The sequence below is a fragment of the Fulverythrobacter fulvus genome (genome assembly GCF_037154085.1).
In the GTDB taxonomy this organism is placed as follows: Bacteria; Pseudomonadota; Alphaproteobacteria; order Sphingomonadales; family Sphingomonadaceae; genus Andeanibacterium; species Andeanibacterium fulvum.
Genome location: NZ_JBANRM010000001.1, coordinates 848,302 through 866,465, shown reverse-complemented (window position 1 = coordinate 866,465; position 18,164 = coordinate 848,302). Strand labels below are relative to the sequence as shown.

Annotated in this window: 18 protein-coding genes; 13 read left to right on the top strand and 5 right to left on the bottom strand. The window is 64.1% G+C overall.

Annotation, left to right across the window (positions count from 1 at the left end; translation table 11 throughout):
- The first annotated feature begins 87 nt into the window (after positions 1 to 87).
- Positions 88 to 1,473 (top strand): MFS transporter, encoded by a 1,386-nt coding sequence (locus tag WFP36_RS04205; protein WP_336978126.1) that lies wholly within the window; start codon positions 88 to 90, stop codon positions 1,471 to 1,473.
- Between the two features lie 117 nt (positions 1,474 to 1,590).
- Here WFP36_RS04205 and WFP36_RS04200 read toward each other — a convergent pair whose 3' ends face one another.
- Positions 1,591 to 3,027, bottom strand: coding sequence for a sulfatase family protein (locus tag WFP36_RS04200; protein ID WP_336978125.1), 1,437 nt, complete (start codon positions 3,025 to 3,027; stop codon positions 1,591 to 1,593).
- A gap of 165 nt (positions 3,028 to 3,192) precedes the next feature.
- Between WFP36_RS04200 and WFP36_RS04195 the strand changes: the two genes are divergently transcribed.
- Positions 3,193 to 3,783 (top strand): TetR/AcrR family transcriptional regulator, encoded by a 591-nt coding sequence (locus WFP36_RS04195; protein WP_336978124.1) that lies wholly within the window; start codon positions 3,193 to 3,195, stop codon positions 3,781 to 3,783.
- Positions 3,784 to 3,792: 9 nt separating this feature from the next.
- On the opposite strand, the gene WFP36_RS04190 is transcribed toward WFP36_RS04195, so the two are convergent.
- On the bottom strand, positions 3,793 to 4,185 hold the full coding sequence (locus WFP36_RS04190) for a VOC family protein (protein ID WP_336978122.1): 393 nt from the start codon (positions 4,183 to 4,185) through the stop codon (positions 3,793 to 3,795).
- A 129-nt stretch (positions 4,186 to 4,314) separates the two neighbouring features.
- On the opposite strand from WFP36_RS04190, the gene WFP36_RS04185 reads away from it, so the two are divergent.
- Genes WFP36_RS04185 through WFP36_RS04160 form a run of 6 tightly spaced genes read left to right on the top strand, consistent with a single transcriptional unit; the run spans position 4,315 to position 8,841 of the window.
- The gene (locus WFP36_RS04185; RefSeq protein ID WP_336978120.1) at positions 4,315 to 5,259 is read left to right on the top strand and encodes an MBL fold metallo-hydrolase; all 945 of its coding nucleotides are present in this window, start codon (positions 4,315 to 4,317) and stop codon (positions 5,257 to 5,259) included.
- 16 nt (positions 5,260 to 5,275) lie between these two features.
- Positions 5,276 to 6,061 (top strand): sulfite exporter TauE/SafE family protein, encoded by a 786-nt coding sequence (locus WFP36_RS04180; protein ID WP_336978119.1) that lies wholly within the window; start codon positions 5,276 to 5,278, stop codon positions 6,059 to 6,061.
- 40 nt (positions 6,062 to 6,101) lie between these two features.
- Positions 6,102 to 6,257, top strand: a complete 156-nt coding sequence (locus tag WFP36_RS04175; RefSeq protein WP_156313580.1) for a helix-turn-helix domain-containing protein — start codon at positions 6,102 to 6,104, stop codon at positions 6,255 to 6,257.
- Positions 6,258 to 6,260: 3 nt separating this feature from the next.
- Positions 6,261 to 7,706 carry a cytochrome ubiquinol oxidase subunit I gene (locus WFP36_RS04170; RefSeq protein ID WP_336978115.1) on the top strand — a complete coding sequence of 482 codons (1,446 nt, stop codon included), beginning with the start codon at positions 6,261 to 6,263 and terminating at the stop codon, positions 7,704 to 7,706.
- Positions 7,703 to 8,704, top strand: coding sequence for a cytochrome d ubiquinol oxidase subunit II (gene cydB, locus WFP36_RS04165; protein WP_336978113.1), 1,002 nt, complete (start codon positions 7,703 to 7,705; stop codon positions 8,702 to 8,704). Before WFP36_RS04170 ends, cydB begins: the two co-directional genes overlap by 4 nt.
- A complete protein-coding gene (locus WFP36_RS04160; protein ID WP_336978112.1) occupies positions 8,704 to 8,841 on the top strand; it encodes a DUF2474 domain-containing protein in 138 nt (45 codons plus the stop codon). The genes cydB and WFP36_RS04160 overlap by 1 nt, the downstream gene beginning before the upstream one ends.
- A 485-nt stretch (positions 8,842 to 9,326) precedes the next feature.
- On the opposite strand, the gene WFP36_RS04155 is transcribed toward WFP36_RS04160, so the two are convergent.
- Genes WFP36_RS04155 through WFP36_RS04145 form a run of 3 tightly spaced genes read right to left on the bottom strand, consistent with a single transcriptional unit; the run spans position 9,327 to position 12,121 of the window.
- Positions 9,327 to 10,595 carry a TolC family protein gene (locus WFP36_RS04155; protein ID WP_336978111.1) on the bottom strand — a complete coding sequence of 423 codons (1,269 nt, stop codon included), beginning with the start codon at positions 10,593 to 10,595 and terminating at the stop codon, positions 9,327 to 9,329.
- A 19-nt stretch (positions 10,596 to 10,614) separates the two neighbouring features.
- On the bottom strand, positions 10,615 to 10,818 hold the full coding sequence (locus WFP36_RS04150; RefSeq protein ID WP_336978109.1) for a YgaP family membrane protein: 204 nt from the start codon (positions 10,816 to 10,818) through the stop codon (positions 10,615 to 10,617).
- Between the two features lie 19 nt (positions 10,819 to 10,837).
- On the bottom strand, positions 10,838 to 12,121 hold the full coding sequence (locus WFP36_RS04145) for an NAD(P)/FAD-dependent oxidoreductase (RefSeq protein WP_336978107.1): 1,284 nt from the start codon (positions 12,119 to 12,121) through the stop codon (positions 10,838 to 10,840).
- An 84-nt stretch (positions 12,122 to 12,205) separates the two neighbouring features.
- On the opposite strand from WFP36_RS04145, the gene WFP36_RS04140 reads away from it, so the two are divergent.
- The 5 genes from WFP36_RS04140 to WFP36_RS04120 all read left to right on the top strand — a co-directional run bounded on the left by WFP36_RS04140 (position 12,206) and on the right by WFP36_RS04120 (position 18,101).
- Entirely contained in the window at positions 12,206 to 12,538 is a 333-nt protein-coding gene (locus WFP36_RS04140; RefSeq protein ID WP_336978105.1) for a rhodanese-like domain-containing protein, read from the top strand.
- A 24-nt stretch (positions 12,539 to 12,562) separates the two neighbouring features.
- Entirely contained in the window at positions 12,563 to 13,591 is a 1,029-nt protein-coding gene (locus WFP36_RS04135; RefSeq protein WP_336978103.1) for an efflux RND transporter periplasmic adaptor subunit, read from the top strand.
- Positions 13,588 to 16,821: an efflux RND transporter permease subunit gene (locus tag WFP36_RS04130; protein WP_336978101.1), complete on the top strand. Its 3,234-nt coding sequence runs from the start codon at positions 13,588 to 13,590 to the stop codon at positions 16,819 to 16,821. The genes WFP36_RS04135 and WFP36_RS04130 overlap by 4 nt, the downstream gene beginning before the upstream one ends.
- Positions 16,818 to 17,159: an ArsR/SmtB family transcription factor gene (locus WFP36_RS04125; protein ID WP_336978098.1), complete on the top strand. Its 342-nt coding sequence runs from the start codon at positions 16,818 to 16,820 to the stop codon at positions 17,157 to 17,159. The genes WFP36_RS04130 and WFP36_RS04125 overlap by 4 nt, the downstream gene beginning before the upstream one ends.
- A gap of 108 nt (positions 17,160 to 17,267) precedes the next feature.
- Positions 17,268 to 18,101 carry a beta-etherase gene (locus WFP36_RS04120; protein WP_336978096.1) on the top strand — a complete coding sequence of 278 codons (834 nt, stop codon included), beginning with the start codon at positions 17,268 to 17,270 and terminating at the stop codon, positions 18,099 to 18,101.
- The last annotated feature ends 63 nt before the right edge of the window (positions 18,102 to 18,164 follow it).

Genomic DNA, 18,164 nt, shown 5'->3' with positions numbered 1-18,164 from the left:
TCTGATTGACGCGCCAGTGCCGCGCGGCCACTCTCCCGCAAAAGCTAATCGCGAATAAATCCGCGAAATTTGGGGGAGATAAGCCTGATGGCCAGCAGCACGGCCGGGATACCCGGCGCGCAGGAGAATCGTTTCGACGTCGAAGCCTTCATTGACGGGCGCCGTATCGGCGGCCGGGAAGTGATGATGCTTGTCGTCTGTTCGCTGGTCCTCTTCATCGACGGCTTCGACATGTATTTCTTCGGCAAGATCCTGCCTGCCATCGCGCATGGGCTGGATGCCAAGCCGGCCGACATGGATGTGGTGATCTTCTGGACCTATGTCGGCATGGCCGTGGGCGCGTTCCTGATGCCCCCGCTGGCCGACAAGGTGGGGCGGCGTCCGGTGCTGGGCCTGTGCGCCCTGTGCTTCGGCGTGCTCTCGATCATGGGCGCCTATGCCCAGACGGTCACGCAGATGGCGGTGCTGCGCGGCGTTTCCGGCATCTTCTTTTCCGCCATGCTGCCCATCGGCCTGGCACTGCTTTCGGAAATGACGCCGCGGCGCTGGCGTGCTGGCTTCATGGCCATGGCGCTGGTGCTGTTCTCGGCAGGCAATGCCGCCAGCGGGGTGATCGCGGCCTGGCTGCTCGATCTCTATGGCTGGCAGATCGGCTTCTGGGTCGGCGGCGTGCTCGGCTTCGTGGCGGTGCCACTGCTGATGCTGATCCCGGAATCGCTTGCTTTCCGCCTGGCCCGCAATCCGCAGGACCCGAAGATCCCGGCCACGATCAAGCTCCTCGATGCGAGTGCGCCGATTTCTGCCGGATCGACTTTCCAATATGGCAACAGGCCGCCTCGCGAGAAGAGCGGCGCCGGGCCCTTGGCTCTGCTGCACAAGCCCTATTTCCTGCAGACGATGATCCTGTGGGTCGCGTGCTTCATCTCGCTCGGCAATATCGCGCTGCTGACCAACTGGATGGCCACGTTCTTCCAGGAACTGGGTGGCATTCCGATTCAGGAATTCGCCGTGTCCGCGATGATCTCCTTCATCGGCGGAGCCACCGGCACGCTGATCATGGGCTTCCTGATGGACCGGGTGAACCCCTACTGGCTGATCGCGGCCTTCTTCCTGGTTGAGGCAGTCGCCCTGTTCCTGCTGGGGCAGGTGCCGTTCAGCAGCGGGATATTCCTTGGCGCATTGATCGTGTGGAACTTCACGCAGGTCGGTGGACAGACGGGGATCAACAATCTCGCCACACTGAGCTACCCGCCCGAAATGCGTTCGAGCGGGATCGGCTGGGCAGGCGGCTGGGGCCGCGTGGCCGGCATCGTGCTGGCGCCCTTTGCCGGTGCTGCCGCGCTGCGGATGATGCTGCCGCTGGAGACGATCATGACGCTGATCGCCACCATGGCAGTCGCAGTGGCAGTGCTGATCGTGGCTTTGGGAATCTTCGCGCCCGCTTTCGGGCCCAGAGCCGCTTCGAGGAACTGAGGACAAGGGAAGCCGGGGGCGGGCGAGCTGCAGCGGCAGACATTGCCGCAATGCAACCCCCCTCTTGGCCCACCCCCGGGACCCCTCGGGCGGGGTCCAAGCCGCAGTGCGGTTCCCCTAGCTGTCGATGCCGAAGTGATCCGCCAGTTGCTGGCCGGTGAAGCCGTAACTGGGGGCATTGGGATCGAACAGCATGCCCTTGCTCCATTCGGCATAGGCATTCTGCAGTTCCGCGAAGCGCGCTGGGTAGCGGTCCTTCAGATTGGCGCGCTCGAGCGGATCGGCAAAGACGTCGAACAGGAAGGTGTTTCCGGCGATTTTGAGATATTTCCATCGGCCACGCAGCGCCGCTTCCTGGCCCTTGTTGGTGAAGCGCCAAAACAGTGTGCGTTCGGGCATGGTTTCGCCCCTGATCGCGGGAAGGATATCGCGCCCATCGCTGGGAAAGGCCGGGTCCTGCTTGCCTCCGCCAGCGGCGAGGAAAGTGGGGAGCCAGTCCATCGAGATGATCTCGCTTTCGCTGGTGGTGCCGGCCTTGGTCACGCCCGGCCAACGCACGATAGCGGGAATGCGCAGCCCGCCTTCGAGCAGTTCCGTCTTGCGGCCGGTGAAGGGCCAATTGTCGGAGAAACGCTCCCCCCCATTGTCGCTGGTGAAGACTACCACGGTATTCTCGTCCAGCCCCAGTTCCTTGAGCCGCATGAGTACCCGCCCGACATTCTCGTCGAGCGAGAGCATCATCTTCTTGTAGGTCTCCATCGTGCCGCCATCGTAATGGCTGAAGCCACCGGGGATCTTGGCGATGCGGTCCGCCTCGGCCTTGCCTTCCTCGTCATTGGCCTCCCATGGCCAATGCGGCGCGGTGAAGTGGAGCGAGATGAAGAACGGCTGCTTGTCCTCGGCCCGGCGCTCCAGCGCGGCGATGGCGGCATCGCCCAGCAGGTCGGTCATATAGCCGGTCTTCTCGACCGGGGTGTCGCCGTCCCACAGGTCTTTCGCATCGCCGAAGCCGTGGCGGAAATAGTCTACGCCTCCGCCGCGCAGGCCCCAGAATTCGTCATAGCCGCTTTGCAGCGGGCCGTATTTGGGAAGATTGCCCATGTGCCATTTGCCCACCAGCGTGGTCTTGTAGCCGGCCTTGCGCAGCAGCGAGGGCAGGGTGGGGTGTTCCGGGGGAAGGCCCACGTCGCCAGGGCCGAGCGGCTCCTGCAAGCCCACGGGAATGCGATATTGGTAACGGCCGGTAATCAGGCCCACGCGCGTGGCGGTGCATACCGCGCTGTTGGCATAGGCATGAGTGAAGCGGATGCCTTCCGCCGCCAGCCGGTCGATATTCGAAGTCTTGTATTCGCGGCGGCCGTAGCAGGAGAGGTCGGCATAACCCATGTCATCGGCCATGATGTAGAGGATGTTGGGCTTGCCGCTGGTCCCGGCCTTCTGCGCGGAGCAGCCGGGCAGCACCGAAAGCGCGGCCGCCCCGGCCAGCCCGGCCACGGCGGTGCGGCGGGTAATCGCGGCCCGGTTCGTGTTGGAGTGCTCCGCACCTTCAGCCATGTTCTTCATTCCTCTCCGAAAATTCCGCCCGGGACTTGCCTTTCCCGGCCAGACGCGATGTAGTCTTTGCGACTTGCGTGCAGTCCGCAACGGGGCCATCCTCTTAATATGAATACGGGTTCTCATTTAGGCGTCAAGCATCCCGTTGCGATGGGTGAGTGGGACATGCCCGCTCCAATGCAGGAACGCAGCCGCAAGACGGCGGAACGCTTCATCCAGGCGGCGCTGCAATTGCTGCGGGAAAAGACCTATGCCGAGCTTTCGGTGGCCGAACTGGCCCGCAAGGCCGGGCGCTCCGTGGGCGTTTTCTACCAGCGCTTCGGCAGCAAGGACGATTTCCTGCACGTCCTGCTTTCAGCCTATTTCCGGGATTCCCTCGGCTGGCGGGAAAAGGTCACTGCCGACGGCACTCCGGCGGAAATCTATGCCGAGATTCTCGCGCGCGGTTATCGCGGTATCGTCGAGAACCGGAACCTGTGGCACGCCGCGCTGGAACGCTCGGCCGCCGATCCCGAATTCTGGGCCACCTATCATTCCTTCCGCGAGCGGGTCGGCGTGATGACGCTGGGCATTGTAGAGGCGGCAGCCGGCAGGCAGTTCGATGCAGGCGAACGGCGCCGGCTGGCCATTGCCGGGCAGGTGTTCAATTCGGTCATCAACAACCAGATCATCAACGGGCCCGGCCCGCTGCGGCTGGAGGATGACGATTTCCTGCCCGAACTGACGAAGATCGCGCTCGACCTCGCGCCGTTCTGAGGCAGCGGGTCAGCCTGCCGGAAACTGCAGCAGTTCCAGCTCGTGCCCCCAGGGATCGAGCACGATGCCGACCTTGACCGCGCCCATCTCGAACGCCGGAACGATCGGGTTCGCACCCGCTTCGACTGCCTTGGCGCAGAGTGCATCGATATCGTCGGTGACGAGGCCGACCGGGCCATGGCCGGGGCCGACCGACACGTCCCGCCCGTCCTTATAGGCAACCAGCAGCAGGTTGGGCCCCGCTTCCTGGCCGGGCAGCGCCATGATGTGTTCGAGGAACGCATCTTCGTCGAAAGTCTGGGTAATCTCGAACCCGAACACTCCGCGATAGAAGGCTAGCGCCGCGTCCATGTCGGGCACATTGAGCTTGAAGAAGCTGAGCTTCACGGTGGGGGCGGGCATCGGGATCCTCTCGCAACTTGATTGTCTTTTGCGCAGGCTATCGCCGGGAAGGCCGGTGGGGAAGGGGCGAGATCTCTCCTTGACGATTTAGAACATTAGAACTAACTAATGTTCAGCAGGAGAGACTCCATGACTGCCATTGCCCCGCAAATCGACCGCCCGCTTGAAGCCGCATCCGCGCAGGTTGCGCGCGCGCAGGCGGAACCGGCGCTGCGCCCGGTGGTGCAGGCCTTCTTCGACGAGCCGACCTATACCGTGTCCTATGTCGTGCACGATCCAGCGACCCGCGAGGCTGCCGTGATCGACCCGGTGCTGGATTACGATCCGGACGCCGGGCGCACCTCCCATGCCTCGGCCGACCGGATCGTCGATTACGTCCGGGCACAGGGCCTTAAGGTCGCCTGGCTGATCGAGACCCATGCCCATGCAGACCACCTCTCTGCCGCGCCCTATCTGCAGGAGAAGCTGGGCGGCAAGCTGGCGATTGGCGAGCATATCGTCACCGTGCAGGGCGTGTTCGGTAAGCTGTTCAACGCCGGGCCGGACATGGCCCGCGACGGTTCGCAATTCGATCATCTGTTCAAGGATGGCGAGACTTTCCGCCTCGGCAATCTGGAAGGGATCGTGCTGCACGTGCCGGGCCATACCCCGGCGGACATGGCCTATATCATTGGCGATGCGGGCTTCGCGGGCGATACGCTGTTCATGCCCGATTACGGCACGGCGCGGGCGGACTTCCCCGGCGGGGATGCGGCGCGCCTGTTTCGCTCGATCCGGCGCTTGCTGACTCTCCCGCGCGAGACGCGGCTGTTCATGTGCCATGACTACAAGGCGCCGGGGCGCGACACCTATGCGTGGGAGACCAGTGTGGGTGCCGAGCGGGACGGCAATGTCCATGTCCATGACGGGGTGAGCGAGGAAGAGTTCGTCGCCATGCGTACCAAACGCGACGCGACACTGGCCGTCCCTCGGCTGATCCTGCCTTCGGTGCAGGTCAATATCCGCGCCGGGCACATGCCCGAGCCGGAGGAAAACGGCGTGAGCTACATCAAGATTCCGGTCAACGCGATCTGACGGAGGCGGGCAGGCCATGATCGACCAGATCCACTATATCCTCGCGATCCTGAGCGGCGTGGCAGTGGGTTTCACGCTCGGCCTTGTCGGCGGGGGCGGGTCGATCCTGGCAGTGCCGCTGATGGTCTATGTCGTGGGGGTGAAGAGCCCGCACGTGGCCATCGGCACCAGCGCGCTGGCAGTCGCGGCCAACGCGCTCGCAGGGCTTGCGAACCATGCCCGCGTCCATAACGTCAACTGGCGCTGCGGCGGCACTTTCGCCACGGCCGGAGTGCTGGGCGCGCTGGCGGGCTCGACTCTGGGCAAGGCGGTGGACGGGCAGAAGCTGCTGTTCCTGTTCGCCCTGCTGATGATCGTGGTGGCCATTGCCATGTATCGCGGCCGCAGCGGGGAAGGGCCGGAAAACGTCGCCTGCAATCGCGACAATATGGGCAAGGTTCTGTCCTATGGCTTCGGCACTGGCGCGCTGTCCGGCTTCTTCGGGATCGGGGGCGGGTTCCTGATCGTTCCGGCGCTGGTCGCCTCCACATCCATGGCGATTTACCGCGCGGTCGGCACTTCGCTGGTGGCCGTCACGGCCTTCGGCGTGGCGACTGCTGCTTCCTATGCCTTTTCCGGTCTGGTCGACTGGCCGCTGGCAGGCGTGTTCATTGCAGGCGGTGTAGTGGGCAGCTTTGCCGGCACTGCCGCCTCGCGCCGCCTTTCGGCGCAGAAGGGCCGCCTCAACACCCTGTTTTCGGGGCTGATCATGGCTGTCGCCCTCTACATGCTTGCACGCAGCGCAATCGCGCTTGCGGGATAATCATGCGCCAAACCATAGGAAGAGAAAGGGCTTATCTGCTATGGCCGCGATCGCTGACAAGGACCGAAAATGCCGCTCCATCGGGCGGATGATCGCCGAGGGTAGAGGAGTTACCGAAAGCTGCCGCGTCTTCGGCATTTCGGAGAAAACCTACTACCGCTGGCGCAACGAACAGGCCGCGGCCGGGAGTAAGTGATCCATGTTCGATCAGGCAGACGCGCTGTTGCTTGCACGAGTGCAATTTGCATTCACGGTGAGCTTCCATTTCATCTTCCCCGCCTTCTCGATCGGGCTGGCAAGCTATCTCGCAGTGCTCGAAGGGCTGTGGCTCAAGACGGGCAAGGGCATCTATCTCGACCTCTTCAAATATTGGCTAAAGATCTTCGCGGTGGCCTTTGCCATGGGCGTCGTCTCCGGCATCGTCATGTCCTATCAGTTCGGCACCAACTGGGCCGAATTCTCCGACAAGGCGGGCCCCGTCATCGGCCCGCTGCTCGCCTATGAGGTGCTGACCGCCTTCTTCCTTGAGGCAGGCTTCCTTGGCGTGATGCTGTTCGGGCTGGAACGCGTGGGCAAGAAACTGCACTTCATCGCCACCCTGATGGTGGCGGGCGGCACGGCGGTTTCGGCCTTCTGGATTCTCAGCGTGAACAGCTGGATGCAGACGCCCGCCGGGTTTGAGATGGGCGCGAACGGCCAGTTCCTGCCGGGGCCGAGCTGGGTGGACATCGTCTTCACCGCCAGCTTCCCCTATCGCCTCGTCCACACGGTGATCGCCGCCTATCTCACCACTGCATTCGTGGTCGGCGGGGTGGGGGCCTGGCACCTGCTGAAGGACAAGACGAACCAACACGCGCGCAAGATGTTTTCCATGGCAATGTGGATGGCCGCGCTGGTCGCTCCGGTGCAGATTTTCGCCGGTGACATGCACGGGCTCAACACGATGGAGCATCAGCCGGCCAAGGTCATGGCGATGGAAGGCCATTATCAGAGCCACCCGGACGGGGCGCCCTTCATCGTGGCGGGCATTCCCAACAGCAAGGAACAGCGCGTCGACTATGCAATCGAGATTCCCAAGGCATCCTCGCTGATCCTCAAGCACGATCCCAATGCGCCACTCGCAGGACTGGACACGATCCCGCCGGAAAATCACCCGCCGGTCGGCCCGGTATTCTGGGCTTTCCGCGTGATGGTGGGGCTGGGCTTCGCCATGCTGGGGCTGGGCCTGTGGAGCCTCGTCGCGCGCTGGAAGAAGTCGCTTTATGACTGGCCGCTGCTGCACCGTGCCGCGATCCTGATGGCGCCTTCGGGCTTTGTCGCGGTGATCGCGGGCTGGATGGTCACGGAAATCGGCCGCCAGCCCTATACGGTCTATGGCCTGTTGCGCACGGCGGATTCTGCCTCGCCGCTCGATGCGCCTGCCGTGGGCGCGTCGCTGCTGGCCTTCGTGGTGGTCTATTTCGCCGTCTTCGGCACGGGCACCTGGTATATCCTGCGCCTGATGCATGGTGCGCCCAAGGTGCATGAACCGGGTGTGCGGCGGACGGAAAAGGGCCCGATCCGCACGGCGGGCATCACCCCCGGACCGGCGCGCGCCGTGGGCGGCCCGATCATCGAGCAGCCCGCGAAGGAGGACGGAGAATGAGCTTGGACCTCACCGCCATCTGGGCCTTCATCATCGCCTTCGCCGTCTTCGCCTATGTGGTGATGGACGGGTTCGATCTGGGCATCGGTATCCTCTTTCCCAGCTTCAAGGTGGGCGAGGAACGCGATCAGGCGATGAATTCCATCGCGCCCGTGTGGGATGGTAACGAAACCTGGCTGGTGCTGGGCGGGGGCGGGCTGTTCGCTGCCTTCCCGCTGGCCTATGCCATCATCCTTCCGGCCACTTATCCGCTGGTCATCGCCATGCTGCTGGGCCTTGTGTTCCGGGGCGTGGCCTTTGAATTCCGCTGGCGCGATCCGGGCCATAGGCCGTTTTGGGACATGGCCTTCAGCGGCGGGTCGCTGGTGGCGGCATTGTCGCAGGGCATGATCCTCGGCGCGATCCTGCAGGGGATCGAAGTGGACGGCCGCGCCTATGCCGGCAGCTGGTGGGATTGGCTGACGCCTTACACCCTCCTCACCGGTCTCGGCACAGTGGCGGGCTATGCGCTGCTCGGCTCGACCTGGCTGGTGTGGAAGACGGAAGGCAGCACGCAGGCTCATGCCTACAGGCTGGCCCTGCGCTCGACGCTTGCCACGCTGGCCCTGCTGGGCGCGGTCAGCCTCTATACCCCGCTGCTCGACGCGCAATATTGGGAGCGCTGGTTCGCCATGCCCAATGTGCTGTTCGCCGCGCAGGTGCCGCTGCTGACGGCCATCATCGCGGGCTTCCTGCTGTGGGGCCTGAAGAAGCAGTGGCAGGCGGCGCCGTTCCTGCTGTCGCTGGGCTTGTTCCTGCTCGGCATGGCAGGGCTGGGCGTTTCCATGTGGCCTTTCGTGGTGCCCGATACGGTGACCATCTGGGATGCCGCCGCGCCGCCGCGCAGCCAGGTGTTCATGCTGATCGGCGTGGGCCTGACCATGCCGCTGATCATTGCCTATACCGGCTGGGCCTATTGGGTCTTCCGTGGGAAGGTGGGCAGCGAGGGGTATCACTGATGGGGCAGGTCCCGCATCTGGACGCCGATGACGCGCCCCTGTGGCGCCGCCTCCTGTGGATGGCGACGCTGTGGGTTGGCAGCGTTACGGTGCTGGGGGCGGTGGCCTATGGCATCAGGCTGTGGCTGAAGGTGTGAGGTAAGGCGTCAGGCTGCTCACACCTTCGTCATCCCAGCGAAAGCTGGGATCGCTGGTGGCTTGGGGGCTGGCTTGCGCGCTGGGCATCCACTCAAAGGCGAACGATCCCAGCTTTCGCTGGGATGACGAGCGGGGCAATGCTGCCCGCATCGGAAAACACTTTCCTACAGGCCCCCAAATGGCGTTTATCCTGCGCGATGAACCGCCTTGCCCCAGCCTTTCCTTGCGCCTCGAACGCCGCCTCGCTCAAGCGTCACCGCCCTCGATCGGCCTGCACGAAAACCCGAAATGGAAAGTCACACTTCCGCGCGCACTCGCGGCCGGAAAACGGCTCGAAACTGCGGCTTACAGGGGGTGTTACACACTACCTTTCACAGGTCGTTCTGTGTAACACGAGGGTGACACTTCACCCGTTATCTCCGGGCAGGAAACCAAGCGAACCGCCGCCGGCCGGCAACCCCGCACAAGGGGGGGAGAGCCGGGGTCACTCCATGCCGGCGACGGCTCGCAACTGGTATGCGGCGGCGATCACGCGGCCCTGCGCGCCGGACAGGGCGGCCTCGGCCTCGATCGCTTCCCGCTGGGCGTCGAGCAGGGCAAGTTGCGGCTTCGCTCCTGCTTCGACTTCAAGCTTGGTTCCGCGCAGAGCCTCTTTCGCGGCGGCCTGCCGCGCTTCGGCGGCCGTCAGCATCAGCTTCGCGGTTTCATATCCGTCATGCGCCGTGATCGCGGCCTGCTCGGTTCGCAGGCGGGCCATGTCGTAATCGGCCTGGGCGGCATCGGCTTCCGATCCCGCAGCGCGCGCCTTGGCGCTGTTGCGGCCGGAGGAGAAGAAGTTCCACTTCACCCTCAGCCCGGCGGAATAGGAATCCGCGGCGTAGCCGGGGAAGAACTGGTCCCTCACGCTGGCGGCCTCGGCATAGGCGCCGACCATCGGCAGCGCTTCGCCCTTGGCCATGCGGTGCTTGCCCTCGGCCGCTTCGACAGCCTTTTCGGCGGCAAGCAGTTGCGGATTGCCCGCCAGTGCCATCGCCATGGCTTCCTCGCGCGTCGCAGGCACCTGCGGCGGGGCGGGGAGCACTTCGTCGAGCGTCACGGCATCGAGGCCGGTCAACGTCCGCAGGCCTGCCATGGCGGCCTTCAGGCGCCCGTCGGCGGCGGCATAACCGGCATCGGCTTCCGCCAGCCGGGCCTTCGCCTGGGCCAGATCGGTAGAGGTCGCCGCGCCGACCTTGAATTTCAGTTCGGACTGGCGGACCACTTCGGCCAGCGACAGGCGCAGCAGATCATAGCTGCCCAGCAGGCGCTTGGCCGAAATGGCTTCCGCATAGGCGGCGGCCACTTCCACCCGCAGATTGAGCCGGGTCTGGCGCGCCATCAGTTCGGCCGCCTTGGAGCCGCCACGCGCCGCGTCGATCCCGCCGCCGGTGCGCCCGAAAGTGAGTAGCGGCATTTCCGCCGTCACCTGCGCCGTGCGCGGCGTCACGTCATCGGCGGAAAGGCCGAAGAAGCCCTGCGGATCGATCCGGCCGAAGCCGATCTGGCCCTGCGCGTTGAGGTCAGGGCGGGTCTGCGCCCTGGCGTAATCGAGCTGGGCTGCCGCCGCCTCGGCCCGCGCATCCGCCCCGGCGATCGCGGGAGAATGCTCCAGCGCGATCGCGGTCGCTTCGTCGAGGGACTGGGCACCGGCCGGGGGGGAAAGGGGGAGTAGACCCAGTCCGGTGCCCAGAAGGACGAGATGGCGGAATTTCATGGCGGCCCCGCTCGCAAGCTCAGTTGAAGGCCGTGCCGCTGCGCACGCCCAGCTTCCTGAAGATCATTGCTGCCGGGCAGAAGCCGGTGAAGCTGGCCTGCAGCATATTGAGCCCGGCGAAGATCGTCAGCGCGATCCAGTAGGGATGGACAGTGAGCGACAGGATGGAACTCAGCAGTACCACCACGCCTGCGAAGGCCATTACGGAACGGTCGAGGTTCATCGCTTATCCTCCTGATCTGTCAGTTGAAACGCAGCTTCTTCACGCCCAGCACATGCAGGGCCAGCTTCTCGTAGAAGGGCTCGCTCTCGCCGCTGCGGACCTTGTGCAGGAAGTATTTCTCGAAGCCGATCTTGGCCAAGTGAACCCACTTGCCTTCGCTCGCCCAGTTGACGTTGCGGGGCGGGATCTGCGGCTTGGCGACGAAGGCCACGCCGCTATCGCCGAAGTCGGCCAGGCAGATGGCATTCCAGCTCGCCTCATGCGTCGGTTCCTGCCCGGCGAGGATTTCCTTCAGGTTCTGGGCAATGGCGGTGACCATGCTTTCGATCATGAAGCCGGTCTTGGGCACGCCCACGGGCAGCGGAGTGGGGCCGACCGGCGGGATCGCGATGCACACGCCCAGGCCGAAGATGTTGGGATAGGTGGTGTTGCGCTGGTGCTTGTCGGTGATGATGAAGCCGCGCGGGTTGGAAAGGCCTTCGATGCCCATCACGGCTTCCACGCCGCGGAAGGCCGGCAGCATCATTGCCCAGCCAAAATCGAGATCGTGCGCCTTCTTGAGCGAGCCATCCTCGTTCACTTCCTCGACATGGACCTTGCCGTCCTCGACCGAGGTGACCTTGGCGTTCGTGATCCACTTGATGTGGCGGTCGCGCATTTCGCTTTCGAGCAGGCCCTTGGTATCGCCCACCCCGTCGAGGCCGAGATGGCCGATATAGGGTTCGGGCGTGATGAAGGTCATCGGCACGCGGTCGCGGATTTTGCGGCGCTTGAGCTCGGTATCGAGGATCATCGCCATTTCGTAGGCCGGGCCGTAGCAGCTCGCGCCTTGCACCGCGCCGACTACGATCGGCCGGGGATTGGCGCAGAGTTCCTCGAACTTCGCATAGGCCGCCTTGGCATGGGCAGTGACGCAGATGCTCTCGGTATGCCCATTGGGGCCGAAGCCGGGGATCTCGTCGAAGCCGAGTTCAGGCCCGGTGGCGATCACGAGATAGTCGTAAGCGACCGAGGAGCCGTCGAGCAGCTCAACCCGGTTTTCCTTTGGGTGCACCTTGGCGGCGCCGACCGAATTATAGGCAATGCCGTGCTTCGCCATCACCGGGGGCAAGTGGACGCGAATCGCCTCGGGCTCGCGCCAGCCGACGGCGACCCAGGGATTGGAGGGGGCGAACCAGTAATCCTCACCCTTGTTCAGGACCGTGAGTTGCGCGGATTTCCCCAATGCCTGGCGGATTTCATAGGCGGCGATCGTGCCGCCAAGGCCTGCTCCGAGGACGACGATATGCGGTTGGTCAGACATCTCGGCTTCTCCCATTACGATCTTGCTAATATAACGAATGACGCATATAAGCAATCCATAATTTAATCGGAAAGGATTCGAATCATGGGCCTGTTCGGCAAACCCAAGCACAAGGAACTGACGCCTGCGCAGCTGAAGAACATGCTGGATCGCGGCGAAGTGCAGGTCGTCGACGTGCGCGAACCTGATGAATTCCAGCAGGGACACATTCCGGGGGCGCTCAACATGCCGCTCTCCAGCTTTTCGCCCGACAAGCTTCCCGAGTCGCAGGGCAGAATTCTCGTGCTAAACTGCCTCGGCGGCAAGCGCTCCGGCATTGCGCTCGATCAATGCGGTTTGGCGCAATCCGCGGTGGATACGCATCTTGCGGGTGGCTTCGGCGCCTGGGCGCAGGCCGGCCTGCCGGTGGAACGCTAGGACAAGCGGCGAGGGGGCCGGACAATGATCGGTAAGACACATCTGCGTCTGGGCATCGCGGCGGCGTTGCTGGCGCTGCCTCTGGCAGGTTGCGGCAGCAGCGAGAGCGAGCCTGCTCAGGTCCAGAAAGCCGAGGGTGAACGCTTCACTGTCCAGCTTGCCGATACGGGCGACTGGAAGGATGTGAGCGCTGAAATCTCCACCGTCGATCAGGCGCAGGTCCTTGCCCGCATTCCCGGCATCCTCACGTCGCTCTCCGTCAAGGAAGGCGATCTTGTTCGCAAGGGGCAGGTGATCGGGCGCATCGTCGATAGCCAATTGGGTTATCAGGCGGGCGCCTTTGGCGCGCAGGCCGCTGCCGCGCAGGCACAGGCCGCCGCCGCCAAGGCCGAACTGGAACGTGTCCAGTTCCTCTATGACAATGGCGTCTATGCGAAGGCGCGACTGGATCAGGCCAGGGCCGCCGCCGATGCCGCTCAGGCACAGGTCAGCGCCGCCCGCCAGCAGCAGGGCGCCGTCAATGCCGTGGCCGGGCAGGGCGCCGTGGTGGCTCCTGCCTCTGGCCGCGTGCTGCTGGCCGATGTTCCGGCAGGCTCGCCAGTGGCTCCGGGCATGCCGATTGCGGTCATCACGGCCGGGGCAATTGTGCTCAAGCTGGAACTGCCGGAATCCCTTGCCGCGCAGGTCCATCCCGGTTCGCGCGTGCTGGCCCAGATGCCGGGTGCTGCGGATGTGACTGGCACGATCGTGAAGCTCTATCCGGCCGTCATGGGCGGTAAGGTTCGCGCCGATGTCGAAATCGCGGGCCTTGACGGGTCGCTGATCGGCCGCCGCATTTCCGCCAAGGTCGAAGCAGGTAGCCGCAAGGCGCTGCTGGTGCCCGCCGATTACGTCACAACTGCCTATGGCCTCGATACCGTCTGGGCGGTGGGCAAGGATGGCAGCGCGGCCAGCGTGCCGGTGCAGACCGCTCCGTCGACCGAGAAGGGCAAGGTGGAGATACTCTCCGGCCTTTCCGCGGGTGACGTCATCGTGAAGCAGGCCGCGAAATGAAGCCGTCGGTTTCCTTGGGCATCTCCGGGCGACTGACCCGGGCGACGATCCAGTCGCCGCTCACGCCGCTGCTGCTGCTCGCCGCGATCCTGGTTGGCGTGATTGCGACGCTGACTATCCCGCGCGAGGAAGAGCCGCAGATTTCGGTCCCCATGGTGGACATCCGCGTCACCGCGCCCGGCCTTTCGGCCAGCGATGCAGTGGAAGTGGTGGCCAAGCCGCTCGAGACCATCGTGAAGAGTGTGGACGGCGTGGAGCACGTCTACACCCAGGCCGAAGACAATGGCGTGATGGTAACGGCGCGCTTCGTGGTCGGGTCCAATCCCGAAGACGCCGCAACCCGCATCGACGAAAAGCTGAACGCCAATATGGACCGCATCCCCGTGGGCATTCCCGCCCCGCAGGTGACGGTGCGCGGCATCAACGACGTTCCGATTGTCGTCCTCACCCTTTCTCCCAAACCGGGCGCACCCGGCGCTTGGAACGAACAGGCCCTGGGCGAACTCGCCGGCAGGCTGCGGACCGAAGTCGCCAAGGTGCCCGATGTCGGCCTGACCTTCATCACCGGCGGCCAGCGGCAGGCGGTGCGGATCGCGCCCGATCCGGCGAAGTTGCAGCTTCATCAGGTGCCGCTGGGCAATCTGATCGAGGCGGCCAGCCAGGCCAATCGTGCCTTCCCTGCGGGCAGCGTGCGCGAAGCGGGGCAGGCGGCGGACGTCGTGGCCGGGCGCACGCTCTCAGGCGCGGACGAAGTCGGCAATCTGCAGGTACGCGCGGTGGACGGATCGCCCGTCTACATGCGCGACGTTGCCACTGTCACCGAAGCACCCACTCAGGACCAGCAAATGGTCTGGCGTTGGTCGAAGGGCGAGGAAGAGGGCGCGAAATGGGCCCGCACTCCCGCCGTCAGTATCGCGATCGCCAAGCGCGCGGGCGCCAATGCCGTGACCGTTTCGGAAGCGGTGGTGGACCGGATCGAAAGCCTCGAAGGAACGCTCATCCCCACTTCGCTCGATGTCGCGGTGACGCGCAATTATGGCGAGACGGCGAATGAGAAGGCGAACGAACTGCTGTTCCACCTCGCTCTCGCCACCGTTTCCATCGTGGTGCTGATCGGCTTTGCCATCGGCTGGCGCGAGGCGGGTGTGACGGCCATCGTCATTCCCACCACCATCCTGCTCACCATGTTCGCCTCGAACATCATGGGCTTCACGATCAACCGGGTGAGCCTGTTCGCGCTGATCTTCTCGATCGGGATCCTGGTCGACGATGCCATCGTGATGATCGAGAATATCGCCCGGCACTGGGCGATGGCTGACGATCGCCCGCGTATTCAGGCCGCTGTCGAAGCCGTCGCCGAAGTGGGCAATCCCACCATCGTCGCGACCATGACCGTTGTGGCCGCCCTGCTGCCGATGCTGTTCGTTTCGGGGCTGATGGGCCCCTACATGGCCCCGATCCCGATCAATGCCTCGGCAGCGATGATCTTCAGCTTCTTTGTGGCCGTGATCATTGCGCCCTGGCTGATGATCCGCTTCGCACGCGAGACGCTGGCCCATGGGCATGACGAGCACGGCGGCAAGCTGGGCCAATATTACGCCCGTGTTGCCCGTCGCGTCATCCGTGACCGCAAGAGCGCGCGCAATTTCCTCATCGGCGTGGGCGTGGCAACGCTGGTCGCCTGCTCGATGTTCTACTTCAAGGCGGTGACGGTGAAGCTGCTGCCCTTCGACAACAAGTCGGAGATCCAGCTTGTCGTAGATATGCCGGAAGGCACGAGTCTCGAGACCACTGCCCGCGTGCTGGATCAGGCCGCTGCCGTTGCTCGCAGTGTGCCCGAAGTCACCTCCATGGAGGCTTATGCCGGTTCGTCGGCGCCGTTCAACTTCAACGGCCTCGTGCGGCATTATTTCCTGCGCGCCAGGCCGGAGATGGGGGACCTGATGGTGACCTTGCTTCCCAAGGGCGACCGTTCGCGCGCCAGCCACGATATTGCAGTGGACATGCGCGAGAAACTCGCGGGGATCGCGCTGCCGCAGGGTGGTTCGATCAAGGTGGTCGAAACCCCGCCGGGGCCGCCGGTACTCGCCACCCTGCTGGCAGAGATCTACGGCCCGGACGAGACTACCCGCCGCGCCGTGGCCATGCAGGTCGAGAAGATCTTCAAGGACGTGCCGTTCATCGTCGATGTCGATAACAGCTTCGGGGAAGGGCGCCCCCAATTGCGGCTGGTGCCGGACCGTTCGCGGCTCGATCACTATGGCCTGTCGGAACGTCAGCTGTTCGATTCCATCGGCGCGCTGATGGGCAATCAGATCGTGGGATATGCCCCGCAGGGCATGGGCCGCGATCCGCTGCCGATCCAGGTCGCGCTCGACCAGTCGGAGCGCGCCTGGTCGGCCAGCCTTGCCGCCACTCCGGTGGCGGTGACGAATGCCGCGGGCGCGCCGCAACTGATCCAACTGGGCGAACTGGTCGATGCGCGGATGGAGCGCGGCGAGCCAGCCGTGTTCCGCCGCGACGGGCGAGGGGCGGCGATGGTGCAGGCCGAGCTTGCCGGCCGTTACGAGGCACCGATCTACGGCATGCTTGCGGTCGACCAGGCCATTAACGATTTCGACTGGGCCAAGGCAGGCCTGCCCAAGCCCGAAATCGCCCTTAACGGACAGCCTGAAGACGAACGCCATCCGACCCTGCTGTGGGATGGAGAATGGGAAATCACCTGGGTGACCTTCCGCGACATGGGCGCGGCCTTCATGGTGGCTCTTCTGGGCATCTATGTGCTGGTTGTGGCTCAGTTCGGGAACTTCAAGATCCCGCTGGTGATCCTCACGCCCATTCCGCTGACCCTGATCGGAATCGTGATAGGTCACATGCTGTTCGGCGCGCCGTTCACGGCCACCAGCATGATCGGCTTCATCGCATTGGCCGGGATCATTGTGCGCAATTCCATCCTGCTGGTGGACTTCATCCGCCATGCGCGGGCGCCCGGAAAGTCACTGCGCGATACCTTGCTGGAGGCGGGGACCATCCGCTTCAAGCCCATCGCCCTGACGGCCGCTGCCGCCATGATCGGCGCGGCGGTGATCCTTACCGATCCGATCTTCCAGGGGCTGGCGATCTCGCTGCTCTTCGGCCTTGCTTCCTCCACCGCGCTCACGGTGCTGGTCATTCCCGCCATCTATATCGTCTTGCGCGATGACGGGTTGCCTGCCACCGGAGACGAATGAAGACTTTGATGCCCTTGGACCTGCTACGCGAAAATTCCGAGGCAATGGCCAACCGGTTGCGGATTCTCTCGCATCCGGACCGGCTGCTCATGCTGTGCCGCATGTCGGACGAGGAAGTGACGGTCGGCGAACTGGTCGAACTTACCGGCATGTCCCAGTCCGCCGTCTCGCAGCACCTCGCCAAGTTCCGCGACATGGGGCTGGTGACAGTGAGGCCCGATGCGCAGACCCGCTATTACAAGCTGGTGGACAACGATGTGCGCCAGATCATCCTCGCCCTTTGGGAAATCTGCCAGGCGGGGATGGAAGGGGCACCGGATTCCTGCGCTTCCTCTTGAGGTGAATGGCGCGGAAACCCGCGAGCTAAGTTGACTCTGTCCTAATGCGGTTGCACAAACCGCGCCTTCGACGCCTGATCGAGGCGCGGGTTGGACGGAGAGGGCCGGATGGCAAAGAACAACACGATCACGCTTTACGATCTTCAGCTTGAGCCGGGCTGCACGATCAGTCCCTTCGTCTGGGCGACCAAATATGCCATCGCCCACAAGGGTTTCGAGATTGACATTGTCCCCGGCGGTTTCACGGGCATCATGGAGCGGACGGGCGGCAAGACCGAACGCCTGCCCGCGATCGTCGATGACGGCGAATGGGTGCTCGATAGCTGGCTGATCGCCGAATATCTCGACGAGAAATACCCCGATCGCCCGACCCTGATCCCTGACCCCAGCGTGCGGGTGCTGACCACCATGATGGAAAACTGGCTGTGGCAGGTGGCCATCGGCCCGTGGATGACCTGCTTCATCAAGTCCTATCGCGACCGGTCGCTGCCGCAGGACCACGAATATGTCACCGAAAGCCGCGAGCGGATGTTCGGGCGCAAGATGGAAGACATCATTGTCGGCCGCGAGGATCGCCTGCCTCTCGTCCCGCCGGCACTGCAACTCATGCGCAACACGCTGGCCGACAACAAATGGTTCGGCGGCGAAAGCCCCAATTACGCCGATTACCGCATGCTGAGTGTATTCCTGTTTGCTGCTTCCGTGGCGGATACGCCGGTGCTGACCGCGGACGATCCCCTGCGTGACTGGATCGATCGCGGGTTCGACCTTTATGGTGGCCTGGGGCGTCATCCGGGCATGTTGCCGCTGTTCGGGCTCAAGCTGCGCGAAGGCGATCCTGAGCCGTTCCAGAAGGGACCGCAACTGGGCGGACTCGCCCGTCGCAACACCGGCCCGCAATCCACTCAGGCCGAGACAGCGATGATGAAGGGTAAGAGTTAACGCTTGTAAAAACTCTGTCCCGATATCGCACGTCTACGATTTCTGCGGGCGTTAACGCGCATT